22 protein-coding genes are annotated in these 23,310 nt (G+C 41.2%); all 22 read left to right on the forward strand.

Annotated features, from left to right (window positions below; genetic code table 11):
• The first annotated feature begins 351 nt into the window (after positions 1-351).
• The 22 genes from rimP (at position 352) to OIZ54_RS13240 (ending at position 23,263) form a co-directional block, all read left to right on the forward strand.
• Positions 352-807 carry a ribosome maturation factor RimP gene (rimP, locus tag OIZ54_RS13135; RefSeq protein ID WP_004585883.1) on the forward strand — a complete coding sequence of 152 codons (456 nt, stop codon included), beginning with the start codon at positions 352-354 and terminating at the stop codon, positions 805-807.
• A 38-nt stretch (positions 808-845) separates the two neighbouring features.
• Positions 846-2,345: a transcription termination factor NusA gene (gene nusA, locus OIZ54_RS13140; protein WP_055253044.1), complete on the forward strand. Its 1,500-nt coding sequence runs from the start codon at positions 846-848 to the stop codon at positions 2,343-2,345.
• Between the two features lie 25 nt (positions 2,346-2,370).
• Entirely contained in the window at positions 2,371-5,028 is a 2,658-nt protein-coding gene (gene infB, locus OIZ54_RS13145) for a translation initiation factor IF-2 (protein WP_004585885.1), read from the forward strand.
• A gap of 109 nt (positions 5,029-5,137) precedes the next feature.
• Positions 5,138-5,545 carry a 30S ribosome-binding factor RbfA gene (gene rbfA, locus OIZ54_RS13150; RefSeq protein ID WP_004585886.1) on the forward strand — a complete coding sequence of 136 codons (408 nt, stop codon included), beginning with the start codon at positions 5,138-5,140 and terminating at the stop codon, positions 5,543-5,545.
• Positions 5,545-6,489 carry a tRNA pseudouridine(55) synthase TruB gene (truB, locus tag OIZ54_RS13155; RefSeq protein WP_096739917.1) on the forward strand — a complete coding sequence of 315 codons (945 nt, stop codon included), beginning with the start codon at positions 5,545-5,547 and terminating at the stop codon, positions 6,487-6,489. Before rbfA ends, truB begins: the two co-directional genes overlap by 1 nt.
• Positions 6,490-6,598: 109 nt before the next feature.
• Positions 6,599-6,868 (forward strand): 30S ribosomal protein S15, encoded by a 270-nt coding sequence (gene rpsO, locus OIZ54_RS13160; protein WP_004585888.1) that lies wholly within the window; start codon positions 6,599-6,601, stop codon positions 6,866-6,868.
• Positions 6,869-7,368: 500 nt separating this feature from the next.
• Positions 7,369-9,495 carry a polyribonucleotide nucleotidyltransferase gene (pnp, locus tag OIZ54_RS13165; protein WP_024033789.1) on the forward strand — a complete coding sequence of 709 codons (2,127 nt, stop codon included), beginning with the start codon at positions 7,369-7,371 and terminating at the stop codon, positions 9,493-9,495.
• 141 nt (positions 9,496-9,636) lie between these two features.
• A complete protein-coding gene (gene nlpI, locus OIZ54_RS13170; protein WP_029773956.1) occupies positions 9,637-10,515 on the forward strand; it encodes a lipoprotein NlpI in 879 nt (292 codons plus the stop codon).
• Complete coding sequence (locus OIZ54_RS13175) at positions 10,499-11,632, forward strand: hypothetical protein (protein WP_264390573.1); 1,134 nt, start codon at positions 10,499-10,501, stop codon at positions 11,630-11,632. The genes nlpI and OIZ54_RS13175 overlap by 17 nt, the downstream gene beginning before the upstream one ends.
• Positions 11,633-11,786: 154 nt before the next feature.
• On the forward strand, positions 11,787-14,579 hold the full coding sequence (locus OIZ54_RS13180; protein ID WP_096739913.1) for a monovalent cation/H+ antiporter subunit A: 2,793 nt from the start codon (positions 11,787-11,789) through the stop codon (positions 14,577-14,579).
• Positions 14,579-14,932: a Na+/H+ antiporter subunit C gene (locus OIZ54_RS13185; RefSeq protein ID WP_004585893.1), complete on the forward strand. Its 354-nt coding sequence runs from the start codon at positions 14,579-14,581 to the stop codon at positions 14,930-14,932. The genes OIZ54_RS13180 and OIZ54_RS13185 overlap by 1 nt, the downstream gene beginning before the upstream one ends.
• A complete protein-coding gene (locus tag OIZ54_RS13190; RefSeq protein ID WP_121637202.1) occupies positions 14,929-16,446 on the forward strand; it encodes a monovalent cation/H+ antiporter subunit D in 1,518 nt (505 codons plus the stop codon). Before OIZ54_RS13185 ends, OIZ54_RS13190 begins: the two co-directional genes overlap by 4 nt.
• Complete coding sequence (locus OIZ54_RS13195) at positions 16,446-16,982, forward strand: Na+/H+ antiporter subunit E (protein ID WP_054982208.1); 537 nt, start codon at positions 16,446-16,448, stop codon at positions 16,980-16,982. Before OIZ54_RS13190 ends, OIZ54_RS13195 begins: the two co-directional genes overlap by 1 nt.
• The gene (locus OIZ54_RS13200) at positions 16,976-17,245 is read left to right on the forward strand and encodes a K+/H+ antiporter subunit F (RefSeq protein ID WP_004585896.1); all 270 of its coding nucleotides are present in this window, start codon (positions 16,976-16,978) and stop codon (positions 17,243-17,245) included. Before OIZ54_RS13195 ends, OIZ54_RS13200 begins: the two co-directional genes overlap by 7 nt.
• A gap of 9 nt (positions 17,246-17,254) precedes the next feature.
• On the forward strand, positions 17,255-17,587 hold the full coding sequence (locus OIZ54_RS13205) for a Na+/H+ antiporter subunit G (protein ID WP_004585897.1): 333 nt from the start codon (positions 17,255-17,257) through the stop codon (positions 17,585-17,587).
• A gap of 293 nt (positions 17,588-17,880) precedes the next feature.
• Positions 17,881-18,378, forward strand: a complete 498-nt coding sequence (locus OIZ54_RS13210) for a DUF2059 domain-containing protein (protein WP_264390575.1) — start codon at positions 17,881-17,883, stop codon at positions 18,376-18,378.
• A gap of 150 nt (positions 18,379-18,528) precedes the next feature.
• Positions 18,529-18,966: a MerR family transcriptional regulator gene (locus OIZ54_RS13215; protein WP_055253052.1), complete on the forward strand. Its 438-nt coding sequence runs from the start codon at positions 18,529-18,531 to the stop codon at positions 18,964-18,966.
• Positions 18,963-21,206: a heavy metal translocating P-type ATPase gene (locus OIZ54_RS13220; protein ID WP_264390576.1), complete on the forward strand. Its 2,244-nt coding sequence runs from the start codon at positions 18,963-18,965 to the stop codon at positions 21,204-21,206. The genes OIZ54_RS13215 and OIZ54_RS13220 overlap by 4 nt, the downstream gene beginning before the upstream one ends.
• Before the next feature lie 10 nt (positions 21,207-21,216).
• The gene (locus tag OIZ54_RS13225) at positions 21,217-21,567 is read left to right on the forward strand and encodes a cupredoxin domain-containing protein (protein ID WP_024033779.1); all 351 of its coding nucleotides are present in this window, start codon (positions 21,217-21,219) and stop codon (positions 21,565-21,567) included.
• A gap of 101 nt (positions 21,568-21,668) precedes the next feature.
• Positions 21,669-21,884: a TIGR02450 family Trp-rich protein gene (locus OIZ54_RS13230; protein ID WP_024033778.1), complete on the forward strand. Its 216-nt coding sequence runs from the start codon at positions 21,669-21,671 to the stop codon at positions 21,882-21,884.
• Between the two features lie 539 nt (positions 21,885-22,423).
• Positions 22,424-22,636, forward strand: coding sequence for a calmodulin-like protein (locus OIZ54_RS13235; RefSeq protein ID WP_004585903.1), 213 nt, complete (start codon positions 22,424-22,426; stop codon positions 22,634-22,636).
• A 423-nt stretch (positions 22,637-23,059) separates the two neighbouring features.
• A complete protein-coding gene (locus tag OIZ54_RS13240; RefSeq protein WP_064386783.1) occupies positions 23,060-23,263 on the forward strand; it encodes a hypothetical protein in 204 nt (67 codons plus the stop codon).
• Positions 23,264-23,310 lie beyond the last annotated feature (47 nt).

Consider the following 23,310-nt stretch of genomic DNA (forward strand, 5'->3'; position numbering starts at 1 on the left):
ATGGAGCAGCCTGGTAGCTCGTCGGGCTCATAACCCGAAGGTCGTCGGTTCAAATCCGGCTCCCGCAACCAATTTTTATAGTAGGTATATCCTTACTAATTCTATATCGCGCATTCTAAGTAATGCGCGTTTTGCGTTTAAGCTAATGTAGTTTAATTTGGTCAGTGTAATGACCCGCAGCCAAGCTTGGCCTGAGGCCACACAGTTTTATGCTTTATTGGTGTGACGCCCCGCTTGGTTCGGGGCGTTGTTGTATCTGCACCATTGATTTATGGCTTTGTCATTAAATCAAAACTTAAACTCAGTATTTTAGGGCTATAAGCCCTTTTTTTGTTTGTATGGAGGATTTTCGTGACAAAACTTGAGCAAGATTTATTAACCATGCTTACGCCTGCAGTAGAAATGTTAGGCTTTGAATTACATGGTCTTGAGTTTGTACAAGCAGGCCGCCATTCTACCTTAAGGGTTTATATTGACCATGAGGATGGAATATCTGTTGATAATTGTGCGGATGCGAGTCGCCAAATTAGTGCGATTTTAGACGTCGAAGACCCAATTACAAACGAATATGATTTGGAAGTATCGTCTCCTGGTGTTGATCGTCCATTATTCAAACAAGATCATTACGAGAAGGCGCAAGGAGAGGAAGTACGTGTGCGTACTAAGCTTCCACAAGACGGTCGCCGTAATTTTAAAGGCGACTTAGTAGCAGTTAGCAGTGATATGATCACACTTAAAAGCGATGGCGAAGAGCACTTAATCATGCTTAGCAATATCGAACGTGCGAACATCATCGCAAAGTTTTAATTCGAGTGCGAAGGAATAGGGCAAGCGAGGCATTACCCATGGCAAAAGAGATATTATTGGTTGCTGAAGCCGTTTCCAATGAGAAAGCGGTTCCAAAAGAAAAGATTTTTGAAGCGTTAGAGTTCGCTCTAGCAACAGCGACAAAGAAAAAACACGATGGCGAAATTGAAGTACGTGTATCAATCGACCGTAAAACCGGTGATTACGACACGTTCCGTCGTTGGCAGATTGCAGAAGTTCAAGAAGATGGTTCTTTAGAAAACCCTTACAGCGAAATCACATTAGAAGCAGCTCAAGTTGAAGAACCTGACTTGCAACTGGGTGATTATGTTGAAGAACAGATTGAATCTATCAAATTCGACCGCATAACTACACAAATGGCAAAGCAAGTTATCGTACAAAAAGTACGTGAAGCTGAGCGCGCTTTAGTTGTAGAAGCTTATAAAGATCAAGAAGGCGAGCTAGTAACAGGTGTTGTTAAAAAAGCAACACGTGATGCAATCGTACTTGATTTAGGTAACAACGCAGAAGCGGTTATTTACCGTGACGATATGCTGCCACGTGAAAACTTCCGTCCAGGAGATCGTATCCGTGGTCTTCTTTACGAAGTTAAACCTGAAGCTCGCGGCGCACAGTTATTTGTAACGCGTTCAAAACCAGAAATGCTGATGGAATTATTCCGCATTGAGGTGCCAGAGATTGGCGAAGAAATGATTGAGCTTCGTGCTGCAGCACGCGATCCGGGTTCACGCGCTAAAATCGCCGTTAAATCTAACGACAAGCGTATTGACCCAGTAGGTGCGTGTGTTGGTATGCGTGGTGCACGTGTTCAAGCTGTATCATCAGAACTTGGTGGCGAGCGTGTTGATATCGTACTTTACGATGACAACCCAGCGCAGTTTGTTATTAACGCAATGGCACCGGCTGAAGTAGCTTCAATCGTAATGGATGAAGACACTCATTCAATGGATATCGCTGTAGAAGCTGATAACCTAGCACAAGCAATTGGTCGCAATGGTCAAAATGTTCGTTTAGCAAGCCAATTAACTGGCTGGGAACTAAACGTAATGACTGTTGAAGACATGCGCGCTAAAAACGAAGCAGAGTCAGATAAGTTAATTAACTTATTTACTGAAAACTTAGATATTGATGATGAATTTGCATCATTACTTATCAACGAAGGTTTCTCAACACTTGAAGAAGTAGCGTATGTGCCTGCTTCTGAGTTTTTAGAAATCGACGGCCTAGATGAAGAAACGGTTGATTTACTGCGCTCACGTGCAAAAGATGCATTAACCACTAAAGCGCTTAAAACGGAAGAAAGCTTAGAAGGTGTAGAGCCTGCTGAAGACTTACTTGCGCTTGAAGGCTTAGAGCGTCATCTAGCATTTGTTATGGCAAGCAAGGGTGTAATTACACTTGAAGACTTAGCTGAGCAAGGTATTGATGAATTGGTAGATGTTACAGAGCTAACACCTGAAAAAGCAGGTGAGCTAATTATGGCTGCACGTAATATTTGTTGGTTCGCAGACGAGTAATTTATTAACGGAGGTATTACACACTATGGCAGAAGTAAATGTTGAAAAACTAGCCGGCGATATAGGTACAACTGTTGATAAATTGCTTCAGCAATTTTCACAAGCGGGTATCACTAAAAAAGCAGGTGATAATGTAACTGAAGCTGAAAAAGCACAGTTACTTGATCACTTAAGCAAATCGCACGGTGGTACTGGTTCAGATGGCCCAGCACGTATGACTTTACAACGTAAGAGCAAAAGCACGTTAAGTGTAACGGGCTCTACGGGTAAGGCAAAAGCTGTTCAAGTTGAAGTTCGCAAAACACGTACTTACGTGAAAAAGAGCGCAATGGAGCAAGAGCAAGAACAGCAACGTCTAGCCGCTGAAGAAAAAGCGCGTATCGAAGAGCAGCAAAAAGCTGCACAAGAAGCCGCTGAATTAAAAGCGAAACAAGAGGCAGAACGTAAAGCAAAAGAAGACGCTGATCGTAAAGCCAAAGAAGAAGCTAAACGCAAAGCAGATGCAGAGCGTAAAGCTAAACAACAGCAGATGACCCCAGAGCAAAGTGCTAAGTCTGAGAAAGATCGCATCGAAGCTGAGCGTCTGCAGAAAGAAGCAGAAGAGGCCGCATTGAAGAAAGCTGAAGAAGAAGCGAAACGTCAAGCAGAAGAGGCAAGAAAGCTAGCTGAAGAAAATGAAGCTCGCTGGAAAAAAGAAGAAGAAGAACGTAAGAAACGCGAAGAAACCGCGGATCACCATCTTACGACTTCTACTTATGCACGTGAGGCAGAAGATGTTGCCGATGCACGTGATGAGCAAGGTTCACGCCGCGCGAAGAAAAAGAAAAAAGCCCCAGCAAAAGATAAATTTGCAGGCGCTAAAGGCCGTAAAGGCAAGCTAAAAGCACCTACATCATTGCAACATGGTTTCCAAAAACCAACTGCCGATGTTAAAAATGAAGTGCGTATTAGCGAAACAATTACAGTAGCTGAGCTTGCATCGCGCATGGCTGTTAAAGGCGCTGAAGTTGTTAAAACAATGATGAAAATGGGTGACATGGTTACCATTAACCAAGTGATTGACCAAGAAACAGCACAACTTGTTGCTGAAGAAATGGGTCACAAAGTTATCATCGTTAAAGAAAACGAATTAGAGCAAACAGTACTAAATGACCGTCATGAAGATGGTAAGTCTGAGCCGCGTGCGCCAGTAGTAACTGTAATGGGTCACGTTGACCATGGTAAAACATCAACGCTTGATTACATTCGTTCAGCTAAAGTTGCATCAGGCGAAGCCGGTGGTATTACACAGCACATTGGTGCATACCACGTTGAAACTAACGGCAACATGATCACTTTCTTAGATACACCAGGTCACGCCGCGTTTACATCAATGCGTGCACGTGGTGCTAAAGCGACAGATATCGTAATCCTAGTGGTTGCAGCAGACGATGGTGTAATGCCACAAACTAAAGAAGCGGTACAGCATGCTCGCGCAGCTGGCGTTCCTTTAATCATTGCTGTAAACAAAATGGACAAAGAAGGCGCAGATCCAGATCGCGTTAAAAACGAGCTAGCTCAGTTAGACGTTATCCCTGAAGATTGGGGCGGCGATACGCAGTACGTTCATATCTCAGCTAAAACAGGCTTAGGTATTGATGACTTACTTGAAGCTGTTCTTATGCAATCTGAGCTTTTAGAGCTTCGTGCTCCATCAGAAGGCATGGCAGCAGGTGTTGTAATTGAATCTCGTCTTGATAAAGGACGTGGTCCGGTTGCTTCTATCTTAGTTCAATCAGGTACCCTTAACCAAGGTGATATCGTACTGTGTGGTCTTGAATACGGCCGTGTTCGTGCAATGAAAGACGAAAACGGTAAAGACATTAAATCAGCGGGTCCTTCTATTCCTGTTGAGATTTTAGGTCTATCTGGTATTCCGGCTGCAGGTGATGAAGCGACTGTTGTTAAAGATGAGCGTAAAGCGCGTGAAGTTGCTTTATACCGTCAAGGTAAATTCCGCGACGTTAAATTGGCTCGTCAGCAAAAAGCGAAGCTTGAAAACATGTTTACTAACATGGCTGAAGGCGATGTATCAGAAGTTAACGTGGTACTTAAAGCAGACGTTCAAGGTTCAATCGAAGCAATTTCAGACTCACTAACTAAGCTTTCTACTGATGAAGTAAAAGTGAAGATTGTTGGTTCTGGCGTAGGTGGTATCACCGAAACTGATGCAACACTTGCTGCTGCATCTAACGCAATCGTAGTTGGCTTCAACGTTCGTGCTGATGCATCTGCACGTAAAGTGATTGATACTGAAAACTTAGACCTTCGCTACTACAGCGTAATCTATGCGCTAATCGAAGAAGTTAAGCAAGCCATGTCTGGTATGCTTGCTCCTGAGTTTAAGCAAGAGATTATTGGTCTTGCTGAAGTACGTGACGTGTTTAAGTCTCCAAAAATTGGCGCAATTGCTGGTTGTATGGTTACTGAAGGTACTATTAAACGCAGCGCACCAATTCGTGTACTACGTGATAACGTGGTTATTTACGAAGGTGAGCTTGAGTCACTACGTCGCTTTAAAGATGACGTTCAAGATGTTCGTAACGGCATGGAATGTGGTATCGGCGTTAAGAACTACAACGATGTTCGCGTTGGTGACCAAATCGAAGTATTCGAAACAGTTGAAGTACAACGTACACTTTAATTGCTCGTAAACTAAGATTGTAAATGGGGGCTTTGCCCCCATTTCTGTATCCATTATTTAATTAACTTATTATTTTAATTCAGTAAGTTATGATTTTAGGAAAACAATCATGAGAGAATTTTCTCGCACTGATCGTGTTGCTCAGCAAATTCAAAAAGAAATTGCTGTAATTTTACAACGCGAAATTAAAGATCCGCGCTTAGGCATGGTGACAGTGTCTGCGGTAGAAGTATCGCGCGATTTATCTTACGCAAAAGTTTTTATTACGGTGTTTAATACCGAAGATGAAAACAAAGCAAAAGAAAGCGCAAAAATACTTAACGAAGCAACGGGCTATATCCGCTCGTTACTGGGTAAGCGTATTCGTGCTCGTATAATGCCTGAGCTTAAATTTGTAGTAGATAACTCACTAATGGAAGGGATGCGTATCTCTAACTTAGTGGACTCGGTTATTCGCGAAGATAACGCTAAACATGTTGATGATGAAACTGATAGCGAAGAAGGCACTAAAGACTAATGGCAAGACGCAGTAAAGGCCGTCCGATTGATGGTATTTTGTTGTTAAACAAACCTCAAGGCATTTCATCGAACAAAGCCCTACAGCAAGCTAAAGGTATTTATTTTGCCCAAAAAGCTGGCCATACCGGTGCGCTAGACCCACTGGCCACTGGCATGTTACCTATTTGCTTTGGTGAAGCGACCAAGTTTACCCAATTTTTGCTCGATACAGATAAAACCTATGTGGTAAGAGCAAAGCTAGGTGAGCGTACAACTACCTCTGATTCAGATGGCGAAGTGGTTGAAACCCGTGATGTAAACGTTACCACTGAACAGTTAGCTGCAGAAATTGAAAAGTTTTTAGGCGAGTCAGATCAGTATCCATCAATGTACTCAGCGCTTAAATATGAAGGTAAGCCTTTATATAAATACGCGCGTGAAGGCATTGAAGTACCGCGTAAATGCCGAAAAATAAACGTGTTTAGCTTAACGCTTGATGAGTTTGATGAAGCAAATAACGAAGTACAAATGACCGCCCATGTATCTAAAGGGACCTACATTCGTACTATTGTTGATGATTTAGGCGAAAACCTAGGCTGTGGCGCACATGTTATTATGCTGCATCGCTCAGCGGTTGGCCATTATCCTAAAGATAAAATGGTATCGCTTGAGCACCTTGAAACCTTATTAGCCAAGGCCAAAGAAGAAGAGGTTGCCCCTTCTACATACCTTGATGAATTACTATTGCCAATGGATAGTGCATTGGTTGATTTACCCGTTGTAGAAATTAGCAAAGAGCAGGGCGTTTCGTTTAGCCATGGACAAGCAGTCGTACTAGGCATTGATTTACCCGAAGGGGCAATTAAAGTTCTTGCTGATGGTGTGTTTATTGGCACCGGTGAGCGCAACCCTGACGGGCATTTAAAATCAAAGCGTGGTTTGTCTAATCAGCAACCCGAGTAAACTTTAACTTGTAGTTATTCTCATAGTTGGTAGAATACGCCCGCTTAATCGTTTTGGCTGAATTAGTGATCGGCTAAAGCACCTATTAAATTTAACTTTTGGAGTTATTATGTCACTAAGCAATCAAGAAAAAATCGATATCATTGCTAAATTTGCACGTGCTGAAGGCGACACTGGTTCACCTGAAGTACAAGTAGCTTTACTTACTTTTGATATCAACAAGCTTCAAGGTCACTTTGCTGACCACAAGCATGACTTCCACTCACGTCGTGGTCTGCTTCGTAAAGTAAGTACTCGCCGTAAATTGCTTGATTACCTTAAAGGTAAAGATATCTCGCGTTATACTGCGTTAATCCAAGAGCTTGGCCTACGTCGCTAAGAACTTGATTACGAGAAAAGGAGCTTTATAGCTCCTTTTTTTGTGCCTAAATTTAACGCTTCACACTCCATCGTTAACTTAATCTCCCTTTAATATAAATAACACCAACCTTGTGCTAGCACTTAACAATTAAGGGTAGGCAACGCTTGCAACCACTGCGTTAAAATTATCTTTAAGAACAATTTAATAGCGAATTATTCACCTAGTTATCTAAAGGTTTTTAATAGCTAAAAATTACACGCTTAATTAAACGCTTTGCGATAAAACAATTAAAAAATAATGTGGCAAAAGCGATTACGTTTTATCTTTGGGTAGGCTCGCAATTTTACGTCGCTTTGGTATATACTATGCGCGTAGATAAATAGGTTATCTGCAGTCATTAAAAATTTTGCCAATTGTAGTACTTAATTGATTTCCAACTGAATACAATTATGTACTGTAATTGGCCCTTTTAATGACACTTATTAATGAAATATAAAAACATTTAAGGAATATTTTAAGTGCAAGCAATTATTAAAGAATTTCAACTAGGTCAACACACAGTTACCCTAGAAACAGGTGCAATCGCACGTCAAGCAGACGGCGCAGTATTAGCAAGCATCGGTGACACGTCAGTATTAGTTACTGTAGTTGGTAAGCGTGAAGCTCAACCTGGTCAAGACTTTTTCCCACTAACAGTTAACTACCAAGAGCGTATGTACGCTGCGGGTCGTATCCCGGGTGGTTTCTTAAAGCGTGAAGGTCGTCCTAACGATGGCGAAACACTTATTGCACGTCTTATTGACCGTCCAATTCGTCCACTTTTCCCAAATGGTTTCGTAAACGAAGTACAAGTTATTGCAACCGTTGTATCTGTAAACCCTGAAATCCAACCAGATATGGTTGCGATGATTGGTACATCAGCAGCACTTGCTATCTCTGGTATCCCATTTAGCGGCCCAATTGGTGCTTCTCGCGTTGGTTACATCAACGGTGAGTACGTACTTAACCCAACACTAAAAGAGCTTGAAGAAAGCCAACTTGATTTAGTAGTTGCAGGTACTGATAACGCAGTACTAATGGTTGAATCAGAAGCTGACGTACTAGCTGAAGACGTAATGCTAGGAGCGGTTGTATACGGCCATGAGCAATCTCAAGCTATTATTAATGCAATTAACGAATTTAAAGCAGAAGCGGGCAAGCCTACATGGGATTGGTCTGCACCTGAGAAAAACGTATCGCTTGAAGAAAAAGTAGCTGAACTTGCTGCTGATAAAGTAGGTGAAGCTTACCGTATTACCGATAAAGTAGCGCGTAAAGAAGCATTAACTGCAGCAAAAGACGCTGTAATTGAAGCGCTTACAAGCGAGCTTGCTGAAGATGAAACACTTGATAAGCAAGAAGTAGGTAAAGTATTTGGTTCTTTAGAGAAGAAAATTGTACGTGGCCGCATCACTGCAGGTGAAAAACGTATCGATGGTCGCGAACCAGACATGATCCGTGCACTAGACGTAATGACAGGCGTATTACCACGTACTCACGGTTCTGCAATCTTTACTCGTGGTGAAACTCAAGCATTAGTTACAGCTACACTTGGTACAGAACGTGATTCACAGTTAATCGATGATTTAACGGGTACTCACAAAAACCACTTTATGCTTAACTACAACTTCCCTCCATTCTGTGTAGGTGAAACTGGTTTTGTAGGTTCTCCTAAGCGTCGTGAAATTGGTCACGGTAACCTAGCTAAGCGTGGTATTTCTGCTGTAATGCCTACACTTACTGAGTTCCCTTACTCAATTCGTGTTGTATCTGAAATCACTGAATCTAACGGTTCGTCTTCAATGGCATCTGTTTGTGGTACGTCACTAGCACTTATGAACGCGGGTGTACCAATTAAAGCGTCTGTTGCGGGTATCGCGATGGGTCTTGTGAAAGAAGGTGAGAAGTTTGTTGTTCTTTCAGATATCTTAGGTGATGAAGATCACTTAGGTGACATGGACTTTAAAGTAGCAGGTACTACTAACGGTATCACTGCACTACAAATGGATATCAAGATTGAAGGTATCACACAAGAAATCATGCAAATTGCGCTTAAACAAGCAAAAGCTGCACGTTTACACATTTTAGGTGTGATGGATGAAGCGATTTCTGCTCCTTCTGAAGAATTATCAATGTTTGCTCCTCGCATCTACACTATGCAAATTCCTGCTAAGAAGATTGCTGAAGTAATTGGTAAAGGTGGCGCTACAATCCGTCAACTTACTGAAGAGACAGGCACAACAATTGAAATTGAAGACGACGGTACAATTAAGATTGCTGCAACAGACGGTGAAAGCGCGCAAAACGCAATTACACGTATTGAGCAATTAACAGCAGAACTAGAAGTAGGTACTATCTACACTGGTAAAGTTGTACGTATTGTTGACTTTGGTGCGTTTGTAAACATTCTTCCTGGTAAAGATGGCCTAGTGCATATTTCTCAAATCAGCACAGAGCGTGTTAACAACGTAACTGACCACTTAAGTGAAGGTCAAGAAGTTAAAGTTAAAGTACTAGAAGTAGACCGCCAAGGCCGTGTACGTCTAAGCATTAAAGAAGCAATGGAATCAGCAGCACCTGCAGCTGATGAGTCAAAAGACGCATAATTGCTAAACTTTAACCCGTTAATATACGCGGGATAATAAAAAAGGGGCTGTTTAGCCCCTTTTTTTTATGCTTTAATGAAACCTTATTAGACAAGGTCTGTCTTATTTTTATTGCGATATATCTTGGTATTAAGGATTTTAATGATACTCAAACATTTAGCTTTGGCATCTTTTGCTATTTTGTCTTTAAGCGCTTGCCAAACCACGACTGAATCAAAACCTACGCCGATTGTTAATGTGCCTTTTACTGCACCCCTTGCATCTGACTTTAGAAGTGAAATTGCGATTGCACGTTACTCTGAGCTATTAAATAGAGCCGATTTAAGTACCGAGCAACAAGCTAAGCTTTATTATGACCGTGGGGTATTATTTGATAGCTTAGGAATGACCACGTTATCGCGCATTGATTTTAACCGCGCTATAAAACTAAAGCCTGATTTAGCTGAGGTGTATAACTTTTTAGGTATTCAGCACACTTTAATGCAGCAATACGAAAAAGCGTATGAGTTTTTTGACTCAGCCCTTGAGCTTAATGAAGAGCATGAATACGCTTATTTAAACCGTGGCATTGCACTGTATTATGGTGAAAGAGCAAATCTAGCGCAAAGTGACTTTGATGAGTTTTTAGCGCGTTCACCCAACGATCCTTACCGTGTGTTATGGCTTTACCTTGCACAATCACAAGAGGATAAACAACAAGCATTAGCGGCTCTTAAAACAAATGCTGCAGCCCTTGATGAATCGCAATGGGCGTATCAGCTAATTTCGCTTTATACCGGCGATATGAGCGAGCATACGTTTTTATCGGGTATTAGCGAGGGCGTTAAGTCAGAGCAAGAATACGCACAGCGCTTGTGCGAGGCGTACTTTTATTTAGCCAAAATGCATCAAGCAGCCGGTGAGCAGTTTTTAGCTGCTGATTACTTTAGGTTGGCATTATCCACTAATGTGCATGAGTTTATTGAATACAAATATGCACGTTTAGAGCTTGAGCTTATGGCTGGTGCAGACGCTAGTTAAATACCTGTGTTATCTGATTGGTTTGCTATTTAGCCTGCTTATTGCAGGCTCTAGTAACCAGTTAAGCAGCATTAGCTTTTGGCATGTACTTCACGCTCAGGCTAATCCGCTGCAAAGTTATTGGCAATTTCCCCGTTACTTTTCAAATAATATTGCACATCTTCCCGAGCTGACCTTAGGCTTTTTAGCGCGTAAAAATATCCCATCAGCTCAGTACAATTATTCTTTAAAGCTGATTAATGCAAGCAAAAACGAGCAAGCAAAGTTATTTTGGCTACAAAGTATAGAGCATGTTGGGCACAACAAGCGCCAACAACTCGCGCATGCTCTTTTAAAGCAAGGTCGCTGGAATGACCTTCAACTATTGTTAGCTCAAAACTTACTGCCTAAAGGCGCAGTATTTAACCATTTAGCGCTGCACAAAGGGAGTGACTATGAGCAAGTTTCGCCTTCCTTTTTACATCAACTTGGTTTTGCAGCGTTAAATTCACGCCCGCCGATTAACAATAGCTGTAGTTACAATGTGCTGCTATTAGGTGTAAATAGAGAAGCCTTGTTTAAGTTATCAAGTTTTGCCGCGCAGTATAATAAAAAACCTGAGCCGCAAAGCGGGGCGTATTGCTTAAGTAAACCGGTTTACGCTGGGGGCGCAATTGACTGCGCTCCCACCTCGGACATGGCTAATTGCTTATGGCAAAACGCGCACTTAAAAGCGCAGTCTACTAACGGCTATGACTACACTGTAATTATGGGTACGAGCGGCAGCGCCAATGTAACAGGTAAAAAAATGCAGCTAAGTACCCAAGCAAACTATAATGTATTTTTGCATGAGCTAATGCACTTTAGTGGTTTTGAAGATGAATATACGCTGCCTATTTCTAAACAGCGCTGGTTGTGTAAACGCCAAGGATACGTGGCCCCAAATTTATATATTTCGCAAGGTGAGGCTGCGCCAAATGGATGGCACAAAAGCTTAAGCTGCCAGCAAGGCGGCGTGGCATATAAGCCAGCTAAGCAATGGTCAATTATGCAGTATCAACAACTAGGTTTATCAAAGCGGTACAGGGCTTTGTGGGTTGATCAAATCAATGCTGCTAAAACCGCTCAGCTTGATTAAATTTAAATCGATTAGGCTTGCTATCTATAGACAAAATGGCCGTTTATAAGTATAACTGTACGTATTAATGTCGTTTAAAAACAGACAGTAAAAGCATCTTTTCGTGATGTATAAAACGTAAGGATAAACTTATGATTATAAAAGGCCCTACATTATGACTTTGCTCTGGATACCTTTGTTATCCTTAATTGGCAGTGTTATTTCTTCATGCACCGGCAAACTATCCCGTACGCAAGCTGCAGCTGTCACTGTACTTGCCCCTTTAACAGCATTAGGTATTACGCTATACCACACCCCCGCTATTTTAGCAGGTGAAACGATTCGTTATGCTGTAACGTGGATCCCCGCTGTTGGACTGGACTTATCATTTCGTCTTGATGGCTTGAGCTTATTGTTTATGTTTATGATTTTAGGCATAGGCATACTGGTAATTACCTACGCACGTTATTATCTGAGTAAAAACGACTCCTTAGCTAAGCTGTATAGTTACTTATTGCTGTTTATGACCGCAATGCTGGGCATTGTTATGTCTAACAATGTTATTCAGCTTTGGCTGTTTTGGGAATTGACCAGCATTAGCTCGTTTTTATTAATTAGCTATTGGTGGCATAAAACAGAAGCACGAAAGGGCGCTCGCATGGCGCTAGCTGTTACCGGTGCCGGTGGCTTAGCATTGCTGGCAGGTTTAATGTTAGTGGCCGATATAGTTGGCAGTTACGACCTAGATGTAATTTTAGCTAGCAAGGCAATTGTTCAATCACATGATTTATACGAAACAGCGCTGGTATTAGTTTTGCTAGGTGCATTTACTAAATCGGCACAGTTTCCATTTCATTTTTGGCTACCTCACGCTATGGCAGCCCCAACCCCTGTTAGCGCGTATTTACACTCTGCGACTATGGTAAAAGCAGGTATATTTTTATTAGCGCGTTTTCACCCAGTACTTTCAGGTACAGATACTTGGTTTTTACTGGTTGGTTTAACCGGTTTAACAACGCTTTTATTTGGCGCTTATATCGCCTTATTTAAACACGATTTAAAAGGCCTGTTAGCGTACTCAACCATTAGCCATTTAGGGTTAATTACCCTGTTATTGGGCCTAGATACTGAGCTCTCTACTGTGGCGGCAATATTCCATATTATTAATCATGCCACGTTTAAAGCCTCGCTATTTATGGCAGCAGGTATAATTGACCATGAAACCGGCACTCGTGATATGCGTAAGCTTAATGGTATGTGGCGGTATTTACCGTATACGGCCACACTTGCCATGGTTGCGGCTGCTTCAATGGCGGGTGTACCATTGCTTAACGGCTTTTTATCTAAAGAAATGTTTTTTGCCGAAACCTTACATCAGCAAGTGCTTGGCTCTATGTCGTGGTTAATCCCGGTGTTAGCCACTATTGCAGGGGCGTTATCGGTGGCTTATTCGTCGCGTTTTATTCACGATGTATTTTTTAATGGCGAACCAATTGATTTACCACGCCAGCCGCATGAGGCTCCGCGTTACATGCGACTACCCATTGAAGTACTGGTTGTGCTGTGTGTGCTGGTTGGTTTGTTCCCGCATTTTTCAGTCGATGGCATTTTATCTGCTGCGTCTTTGGCTGTACTTGGTCAAAAGGTACCAGAGTACGAACTGGCTATATGGCATGGTTTTAACTTACCGCTATTAATGAGCGCCATGGCGGTAGTGGGTGGTTTGTTTATTTATATAAATCGTAAATACCTATTTCAATTTCAAGCATCATTACCGCCACTTAATGCTAAAAAAACCTTTGAGCTAATTGTGCTTAAAGTTATTAATTGGTGCCAAAGCAGGGTAAACACTATCGAAAACGGCTCATTACAACGCTACATTTTTGTAATGCTGGCGGTGGTATTGTTATGTGCCGGTTGGCCATTATTTGAAATGCAACAATTAGCGGGCAGTATGCCGCGTATTCCGGTTGATGTGCATAACGCAATAGGTGCAGGCCTACTGATTATAGGTGCTTTTGCTACCGTTATTTGGCATCGCTCACGCGTAGTTGCGTTACTAATGATTTCTATTGTAGGACTTATGGTGTCGGTGGCGTTTACGCGTTTTTCTGCGCCCGACTTAGCGCTTACGCAATTAACGGTAGAAGTAGCAACCGTTATTTTATTAATGTTGGCGTTGTTTTTCTTACCACAACATACGCCTAAAGAGTCTAGTTCGTTACGAGTACTCAGAGATTTAGGGATAGCCTCAACATTAGGTGTTGTGGTGGCAAGTATATGTTATGCATTACTTACACGCCCACTCGAATCCATATCAGATTTTTTCATAGCCAATGCCAAAACAGGAGGTGGCGGTACCAATGTAGTAAACGTTATTTTGGTTGATTTTAGGGGCTTTGACACCCTAGGCGAAATAACCGTATTGGGTATTGCAGCGTTGGGTATATTTAAAGTGCTTTCTCGTATTCCATTGTTCATGCCAGCTAGTGATGGTGAAGGGCGCCCATGGGCACGCGAGCGCCACCCTATACTACTTGCCAGTATTTCGCATAGCTTATTACCGCTTGCATTATTAGTATCGGCTTATATTTTCTTACGTGGTCATAACTTACCTGGCGGTGGCTTTATTGCAGGGTTAGTAACATCAATTGCCTTTATATTGCAGTACATGGCTCATGGCTCAGCTTGGATAAGCGAGCGCTTTGCAGTCAACTACCGGAAAATTATTGCATCAGGTATCGGTATTGCCTTGTTTACTGGAGTCGGTAGCTGGTTCTTTGAACGGCCGTTTTTAACTACGTGGTTTGATTATTTCGATATCCCATTTATTGGCAAAACAGAACTTGCAAGCGCAATTGTGTTTGATTTAGGCGTTTATTTAACAGTGGTTGGAGCCACGTTAATGATATTAGCAAGCCTTGGCAACATGACAGCAGATACCCAGAAAAAAGAGGTAAATATTTAATGGAGCTATTGTACGCATCTTGCGTTGGTGTATTAGTTAGTTGTGGTGTGTTTTTACTGCTAAGGGCCCGTACGTTTCCGGTAGTGCTTGGCCTTACTATGATTTCCTATGCCGTTAACTTATTTTTGTTTTCTGCGGGTCGCTTAACCATAAATAAAGCGGTTGTGCTTGGTACAGGGGCTGAATATGCCGACCCTTTACCTCAAGCACTAGTACTTACTGCAATAGTGATAGGGTTTGCAATGACTGCGTTTGTGGTTATTTTAGCTATACGTGGTAGAGCCGATTTAGGGAGCGATCATGTTGATGGGCAAATCATCAAAAGTGCAGCCGATAGCAAGGAGCAAAAATGATTCAACATTTAACCTCTTTGCCTATTTTATTACCTATGTTGGCAGCGGTAATATTGCTTTTGCCACCCTGTGGTAAAAGTTTACGTATTCGCCGTATTGCCTCATCAATTATGGCGGTGATCACATTTGTTGTTAGTGCATTGCTGTTAATCCATGTATATAACAGTGGTATCAATGTATACGCTATTGGTAATTGGTCTGCTCCTTTTGGCATAGTGCTTGTTGCCGATATGCTTTCTACTTTATTGGTTGCACTTACATCCTTTTTAGGAATGGGAGTCATTTTATATGGCTGTGCCGGCGATGATGCAAAAGGAAACTTTTTTCATCCATTAGTTCATTTTTTAATATTAGGTGTTAATGGGGCATTTTTAACGGGTGACTTATTTAATGTATTTGTATTTTTTGAGGTGTTGTTGATTGCTTCATACTCACTACTTATGCATGCCGGAGATAAACAAAATACCCGTGCAGCGCTCCAATACGTCATATTAAATTTGGTTGGCTCGAGCGTATTTTTAATTGGTTTAGGTATTTTATACGGCGTACTGGGTACATTAAACATCGCTGATATGACGCAAAAAGTAGCCCTGTTAACGGGCGATGATGTCTTTTTGGCAAAGGCCGGCGGCTTACTGCTGTTAGTTGTATTTGCTTTAAAAGCCGCATTGCTCCCCTTGCACTTATGGCTACCTAATACTTATGCCAGTGCAAAGCCTGTGGTTGCCGCTTTATTTGCTATTATGACCAAGGTGGGTGTATACGCCATGCTGCGCGTTTATACCGTTATTTTTGGTGAGCAAGCCGGTGAGCTTGAACATATGGCGCAATCGTGGTTATGGGGCTTAGCCATTGCGACTATAGTGGTTGGTGCAATTGGCGTAATGGCTGCGCAAGATTTACGTAAGTTAACGGCAAATTTAGTTGTTGTATCAGTGGGCACGTTAGTCGCTCTAATTGCACTGCAAAACGTAACTGCAACAGCTGCACTGCTTTATTATTTAGTGCACTCCACCTTAGTCAGCGCTGCACTATTTTTATTAGCTGATTTAATTGCCACACAAAGGGGCAAAGTAGGGGATAGACTGGTTGCCGGACGAGCCGTAAACCAACCTTACTTATTAGGAGCATGTTTTGTAATTGCTGCATTAACCGTAGTAGGTATGCCGCCGCTATCTGGGTTTGTTGGAAAAGTTTGGATCCTCAAAACAACCTTAAATAGCGAACAAGCCTTACTATTTTGGCCTGTCTATTTAATTGCTAGTTTTGTTTTATTAGTTGCCCTTTCTCGTGCTGGTACAAGTATGTTTTGGGAAAGAAAAGGCAATAAAACAGAAAGCGCCGAGGGCGAAAATGCTCACCCATTACAAGTGATGATAATTGTAGGGCTACTTGCGTGCTCACCTTTGTTAGTTGTTTTTGGCGGACCAATAAGTGAATACATGGTTAGTGCTGCTACGCAATTGCATGATATAAGTGGTGGCATTAATGCAGTTATGAAGGGAGGTGAGTAATGAGGTTACAAGCCCGTTATCGTTGGTTGCCAACGCCGTTTCGTAGTTTGTTTTTATTTTTAATTTGGTTGTTGCTTAATAATAGTGTATCCGCAGGGCATATAGTATTAGCTACGTTTTTTGCGATATTTATTCCGCTATTAAGTGTTTCATTACGTGACCCGCAACCTTTAATACTAAAACCAGGTTTGGCACTAAAACAATTACTCATTGTACTTTACGATATAGTGGTTGCTAATTTACAGGTAGCCTTATTAATCGTTGGCCCAGCTAAAAAGTTACGTCCTGCTTTTGTTAAAGTGCCTATAGATTTAATACACGATATGCCCATTACGATTCTTGCCAGTTGTGTATCTCTTACACCTGGTACAGTAAGTGCCGAGGTATATCCTATTCCTGAGTCACTAGAGGAAGGCGAAAAGCCTAAACAACGCTATTTACTTATACATGTGCTTGATTTAAAAGATGAAGAGGCACTTATTAAACAAATTAAACAGCGCTACGAAGCTCCCCTAAAGGAGATATTTCAATGTTAGATACTGTGTTACTTATTGTATTTGCCATGATTGGTTTATCGTTACTGTTAAACCTATGGCGATTAATTATTGGCCCCTCAGTGCCTGATAGAGTTTTAGCCCTAGATACTATGTACATTAATGTTATCGCGTTAATTATTTTATACAGCATTAGTATGGGCACTGGTTTGTACTTTGAAGCCGCGTTATTAATCGCGATGCTTGGCTTTATAAGTACTGTTGCAGTATGTAAGTATTTACTACGCGGCGACTTAATTGAATAGGATATTAAAATGATAAGCGAGTGGGTTGTATCAATATTACTACTTTTTGGTGGGCTATTTATTTTAATAGGATCGCTGGGCTTAATTAAATTACCTGATTTTTACATGCGCTTACACGGCCCAACTAAAGCAACAACATTGGGTATGGCCAGCATATTAATTGCTGCAATGGTGTTTTTTGCAACGTCGGTGCACACCATAAGCGTAAAAGAGATTTTAATTACCGTGTTTTTATTAATTACTGCCCCTATTAGTGGGTATATGTTAATAAAATCAGCGATTCATCATAAGCTTAAAGCAAAAGAAGGCACAAAAGGGCTCGATAACGTAGAAGACGATTAGCCCCTGTGCACTGATAAAAAGGCCAAATAAACATGTTTTATTTGGCCTTTTTAGTATGGGTTTACACATTTACAAACTATTTTATAACCGTTCGCATAATTAAGTGATTTATTCTGAAGCTAGTAAAACGTGTTGATAATTTAGTAAAAAAAATTAGCTATTTAGTTGTTCTGAATGAGCATTTTTTAACGTAAGTAGCGACCCGTTTAGCCCCGCAAAATGAGTAAGTATTATTGCGGATTGGTATTAATCATGTGAGTATGGTCTTACTTTTTATATTAAAGGATATGACAATGGCTAAGGCACTATTACTTTCGTTACTTATATTTTCTGGCAGCGTATTGGCTGACGAAGCAACTAAGCAGCAAAAAATAGATGAGCTGATAAACGTGATGAACATGGATGCTATGGTTGACTCTATGTACGGGCAAGTTGAAGGCATGATGAAAAACATGTCTGCACAAATGGGTGTTAAGCCCTCTGAGCAAGCTATTTTTGATAAATACTATGCAGATATGACCAACGTACTTAAAACCGAAATGAGCTGGGAAAAAATGCAGCCGATGATGGTTAACGTTTACGACAAACATTTTAACGAGCAAGAAATTGCCGACATGCTGGCGTTTTATAAAACTGAAACAGGGCAAAAAATTCTTCAAAAAATGCCTGTAGTAATGCAAGAGTCTATGCAAATGTCGCAAAGCTTAGTGCAGGATGCAATGCCAAAAATTCAGCAAATAGCCGGTGAGCTAAGTGAAGAGCTAAAAGCCTCTCGCCAACAAGAAAATTAATCTCTCTGCCTCTTTTTAAGCGCGCTCATTAGCGCGCTTTTATTTTATCAGCTCCAGTAAATTTAAATTATGCTTTAATACTCCCCTCTATTGACCTGTGTGTCACACATAGGTTTACAATTGAGCTCTAAAATCTAAGGGGGCTAAATTATGTATGTTAAGCAATTAGCGAAGTTAATGGGTGTAACGCCTGATACAGTTCGTCATTACACACGAATAGGCCTTTTATCGCCCATACGTAGCCAAAGTAATGGCTATCAACAATATACAAAAGCAGACCGCCAACGTTTACAGTTTATTATAAGCGCCCGAAAGCTCGGGTTTTCCCTAAAAGATATACAGCATATCATTGGCGAGTCAGAACAAGGGCATTGTCCATGCCCCCTTACACGGCAAATTATTGCAAAACGTTTAGAAGAAACCGAAGCCTTGTTTCAAGAAACCCTTAAATTACGAGTGCGTATGCAAGCGGCGTTAAAACAGTGGGAAACATCGGCAGACGGCGCTGTTGCAAGTGATGTGTGTAGCTTAATAGAGACGTTTGTTGACCCACTTGTTGAGCCAAATAAAAGCGGAGATGTGCAATGAGTAGCAGTAAAACAACAGAGCAAAACTTTATTATTGAAGGTGCTAATTGTGGCAGTTGTGTAGCCAAAATAGAAAAAGCCCTCAATAGTGTGCAAGGCGCAAACAATGTCGAAATGAACTTTGCAGATCGCACGGTACGAGTAGAGGGCAGCGCGCAGCAAAGCACATTAATTAGCGCCGTTGAAAATATAGGTTACGGCGCAAAACCTATGGATAACACATCAGAGCAAGATGCGCTTGATGAAAAAGCCAAGTCAGACGAGGCACATTACAAAAAGCTAATGCGCAACATGATGCTGGCTTTAGGTGTGGGCGTACCGCTTATGATTTATGGGCTTATTTTTGATATGAGCGTGACAACCACTAACCAGCGAATTGCATGGGGTGTGGTCGGTATTATCACGTTTGTCGTTATGGCTGTAGCAGGTAAGCAATTTTATAAAGGCGCTTGGCAGTCATTTAAAAATCATGGTGCTAACATGGATACGCTTATTGCTTTGGGAACGGGCACTGCGTGGTTATATTCAATGTTTGTTGTACTTGCGCCTAGCTTACTACCTGAGGTTGCAAGGCACGTTTATTTTGAAGCTTCTTCAATGATAATTGGGTTAATTAGTTTAGGCCTGGCTTTTGAAGTGAAAGCGCGTGGACGTACTTCGCAGGCTATTAAGCGTTTAATTGGCTTACAAGCAAAAACAGCCCGTGTAATACGCGATGGCGCAGAGCAAGATATAGACATTAGTGATGTGCAAAAGGGCGACCATGTAAGGGTACGCCCAGGCGAAAAGATCCCGGTAGATGGTGATGTGCTCGAAGGTAGCAGCAGATTAGATGAATCTATGCTCACGGGTGAGCCTATGCCAGTGAGTAAACAAGCTGGCGATAAAGTGGTTGCTGGCAGCATTAATAAAAGTGGTACATTATTATTTGAAGCCACACATATAGGGCAAGAAACAACCCTTGCCAATATCATTAATATGGTAAAACGCGCGCAAAACTCTAAGCCTTCAATAGGGCGATTAGCCGATGTTATATCGGGCATTTTTGTGCCCACAGTAATGATAATTGCGATACTAGCAGCCCTTGCATGGTTGAATTTTGGCCCAGCTCCTTCAATAGCTTATGCAGTGGTAGCGTTAACCACCGTGCTGATTATTGCATGCCCATGTGCGCTGGGGTTAGCAACGCCTATGTCGGTAATGGTGGGAATAGGTAAAGCCGCCGAGTTTGGCATATTAATTCGCAATGGCGAGTCACTGCAAACTACCTCTAAAATTACTACCATGATTTTAGATAAAACCGGCACCATCACCCAAGGTGCACCACAAGTAACAGATGTTGTAACGTTTAATAGCGCAGATGAAAATAACGTAATGCAATTAGTGGCAAGCCTCGAGAGTAGCTCTGAGCACCCACTTGCGGAGGCGATTACACAGTACGCTAAAAAACAAAACGTAACCCTGAGTAAAGTTACCGACTTTGATGCCATTACCGGTAAAGGTGTAAGTGGAACGGTGAATGGGCAAACACTGTTATTTGGCAATAAAGCGCTTATGGATAAATACGAGATTGCAGTTGATGACGCCGCTGAGCAAGCACATACCTTTGCAAATGATGCAAAAACCCCGATTTACTTTGCCTGTAATAATCAACTAATGGCCTTAATTGCGGTAGCGGACCCGCTAAAAGATGACTCAGTACAGGCAATAAAGCGCCTGAAAAATGAAGGTATTCATCTAGTAATGCTCACTGGCGATAATAAAGCGACCGCACACGCTGTGGCTAAAAAAGTCGGTATTGATGATTTTATCGCAGAAGTGTTGCCAGAAGATAAAGTAAACGAAGTTACTAAACGTCAACAGCAAGGCGAGATTGTAGGCATGACGGGTGATGGGATCAATGATGCCCCCGCGCTTGCTAAAGCAGATGTCGGTTTTGCAATTGGCACAGGTACAGATGTAGCCATAGAAAGCGCCGATATTACCTTAATGCGTGGCTCACTGCATGGCCTTGCCGATGCTATTGCCATTAGCAGCGCAACAATTAAAAACATTAAACAAAACTTGTTTGGTGCCTTTATTTATAACGTTGCGGGCATTCCTATTGCAGCCGGAGTGTTGTATCCGTTTATTGGTGTACTACTAAACCCAGTAGTGGCGGGCGCAGCTATGGCGCTTTCATCACTGACAGTAGTCACTAATGCCAATCGCTTACGTTTTTATAAACCCAATAAGCGCTAAGGAGTCGATAATGTTAATGATAAATTTACTTGGTGCAGTATTAATAGTGGCCATTATTTATTGGTTTTGGCTTTATAAGCCAAAGCAAATACACAGTAATGATAATACGCAAACCATAGTGGTAGATAACGGCGTTTATCAACCAAGTCATATAAAGGTGGCGGCCAATAAAAAAGTAACACTTACATTTGATAGAAAAGACAGTGCACCGTGCGCCGAAACTATGGTGTTCCCGCAGCTTGATGTAAGTGAAAGCCTTGCAATGGGAGATAATAAAATCACTTTGCCTGCACTAAAAGCAGGTGAGTACGACTTTCATTGCCAAATGAAAATGTATAAAGGTAAGTTAATCGCTGAGTAACCAGTGAGTTGATGAAGTAACATTAATACGGCCTAACTTTAGGTTGAGCTAAACAACGGGTTATGTCGTATTAGTGTTAATTAAGCACACTAGATTATTTAATGAATAACTTAAACCCTAAAAAATTACTAAACAGTAAGTGGACTGCCACTCCAGCTATCAATAAAGAAAAACACTTCATCATTGTAGAAGTAGAGTACGATGAAGAGGGTAATGTAATTGAATGCATTACCGAGTCGGTATTTTCTAAAAATCAGTACTCAATACGCTGGCGAGATTTAAAAGACACACAAAAATGGCGTCAAGGCTGGAAGTAGTTAAATTGTTTTTATACTTTAAAAACGCCAATTTGTTATGCCCAACTAAATGCAAAGCGCTCCCTTTTTAATCCCTGCCTTATACTAAATTCGCCATTTGGCAACAAATGCCTGTTTTTTACAGGCTTGCCATGCTTTTAAAAAATAAACGCTAAAAATTTTATAAATATCAATATATTTCAACTGGTTATGTTTTAGGTTTTATGGCGTTTAATTGTTTTAATTAAGCTGTTCAGCTTTAGTTTATTCTTAAACTTCCCCAGATTATGTTTTTAGTTAGCTTTTAGCTCATGTGTGGCTTTTTTATAAATCATAAGTTGTTGATTCTAATGGTTTATTTTAATTGGCTCATCTAGCTGTTGCTAAAAAGCAACAAAAATACCCCTCGAAATTAAACCTTTTCATATACTTATTGTATAACTCGTTGTTTATTAAGTAAAAATAAAACATGGCACTGAAGTTGTAATAGCTAAGCTGTATTAAGCAAAACGTGGGTAACGCCAATTGGCTACTCCCCTAACCCTATGAAGGATTTCATTATGAAAAAGGCACAATCAACATTGGTATTAATGGCTTTAGCCTCTTCATCAGCGGCTTTTGCAGTAACAGATTTTGACACACTCGATAAAGATGGCAGTGGCACATTAAGCCCGTTAGAAGCATCTGCTGATGCTGAATTAATGAGTCAGTTTACAAAACTTGATACTGACAAAAACAACGAGCTATCTAAGAGTGAGTTCGACAAAGCATAAGTGAGTGCTTTGAGTAGTTAACGCCCAGTGGCACGTTAATTCTGAGTTGCCAAAGACAACCTAAGTAGGCAAGGGAGCTTACCATAAAGAATAACAAGGACAGTGTAATACACAGGGCACTTTATTATAAACACATAGCGAAGGAATCGTTATGTAAAAGCGATACCCAACTTTGCTTGCAATAGCGCTGGTATTTTCTGGCACATTTGCAAAGTTTGATACCAACACAAGCGGTAAACTTTTTAAAGCAGAGGCTTTTACAAGCGTAGATGATTAATGCGCTGTGGTGTAAGCATAATTCTGAGTTGCCAAAGACAACCTAAATAGGCAAGGGAGCTTATTAAAAAGAATAACAAGGAAGTGAATTGTAACCACCTCAGTGCAAATTTATACAGGTAATGCATATTATTGAAGGATTACATTATGACTAAGCTGAAAACAACACTTGTACTTATCACCTTGGTGTCATCATCGGTGGTATTGGCAAATACAGAGTTTAAAACACCTATGCAAGGCGAAGGTGGTTTAACAAACCAAAGTGATCAATCAGCAGAGCAAATAATGCAGCAATTAAATATGCAAAGCCGAAATAGCCTAACCGAAAACGATTTTTTTGAATACAAATAACCGATTCTCCCTTTATGGATCTCAGAAAAGGATTTCTTCCCCTTTGC

The organism is Pseudoalteromonas sp. A3, from assembly GCF_025942345.1.
Classification (GTDB): domain Bacteria; phylum Pseudomonadota; class Gammaproteobacteria; order Enterobacterales; family Alteromonadaceae; genus Pseudoalteromonas; species Pseudoalteromonas atlantica.

Coding starts and splice junctions, on each gene's coding strand:
- nlpI (WP_029773956.1), top strand. CDS start 9,637: ATGATACTCAAACATTTAGCTTTGGCATCTTTTGCTATTTTGTCTTTA.
- OIZ54_RS13230 (WP_024033778.1), top strand. CDS start 21,669: ATGAATAACTTAAACCCTAAAAAATTACTAAACAGTAAGTGGACTGCC.
- OIZ54_RS13180 (WP_096739913.1), top strand. CDS start 11,787: ATGACTTTGCTCTGGATACCTTTGTTATCCTTAATTGGCAGTGTTATT.
- OIZ54_RS13190 (WP_121637202.1), top strand. CDS start 14,929: ATGATTCAACATTTAACCTCTTTGCCTATTTTATTACCTATGTTGGCA.
- truB (WP_096739917.1), top strand. CDS start 5,545: ATGGCAAGACGCAGTAAAGGCCGTCCGATTGATGGTATTTTGTTGTTA.
- rbfA (WP_004585886.1), top strand. CDS start 5,138: ATGAGAGAATTTTCTCGCACTGATCGTGTTGCTCAGCAAATTCAAAAA.
- OIZ54_RS13205 (WP_004585897.1), top strand. CDS start 17,255: ATGATAAGCGAGTGGGTTGTATCAATATTACTACTTTTTGGTGGGCTA.
- OIZ54_RS13185 (WP_004585893.1), top strand. CDS start 14,579: ATGGAGCTATTGTACGCATCTTGCGTTGGTGTATTAGTTAGTTGTGGT.
- nusA (WP_055253044.1), top strand. CDS start 846: ATGGCAAAAGAGATATTATTGGTTGCTGAAGCCGTTTCCAATGAGAAA.
- rpsO (WP_004585888.1), top strand. CDS start 6,599: ATGTCACTAAGCAATCAAGAAAAAATCGATATCATTGCTAAATTTGCA.
- OIZ54_RS13200 (WP_004585896.1), top strand. CDS start 16,976: ATGTTAGATACTGTGTTACTTATTGTATTTGCCATGATTGGTTTATCG.
- OIZ54_RS13215 (WP_055253052.1), top strand. CDS start 18,529: ATGTATGTTAAGCAATTAGCGAAGTTAATGGGTGTAACGCCTGATACA.
- OIZ54_RS13210 (WP_264390575.1), top strand. CDS start 17,881: ATGGCTAAGGCACTATTACTTTCGTTACTTATATTTTCTGGCAGCGTA.
- OIZ54_RS13220 (WP_264390576.1), top strand. CDS start 18,963: ATGAGTAGCAGTAAAACAACAGAGCAAAACTTTATTATTGAAGGTGCT.
- OIZ54_RS13195 (WP_054982208.1), top strand. CDS start 16,446: ATGAGGTTACAAGCCCGTTATCGTTGGTTGCCAACGCCGTTTCGTAGT.
- OIZ54_RS13240 (WP_064386783.1), top strand. CDS start 23,060: ATGACTAAGCTGAAAACAACACTTGTACTTATCACCTTGGTGTCATCA.
- OIZ54_RS13235 (WP_004585903.1), top strand. CDS start 22,424: ATGAAAAAGGCACAATCAACATTGGTATTAATGGCTTTAGCCTCTTCA.
- OIZ54_RS13225 (WP_024033779.1), top strand. CDS start 21,217: ATGTTAATGATAAATTTACTTGGTGCAGTATTAATAGTGGCCATTATT.
- infB (WP_004585885.1), top strand. CDS start 2,371: ATGGCAGAAGTAAATGTTGAAAAACTAGCCGGCGATATAGGTACAACT.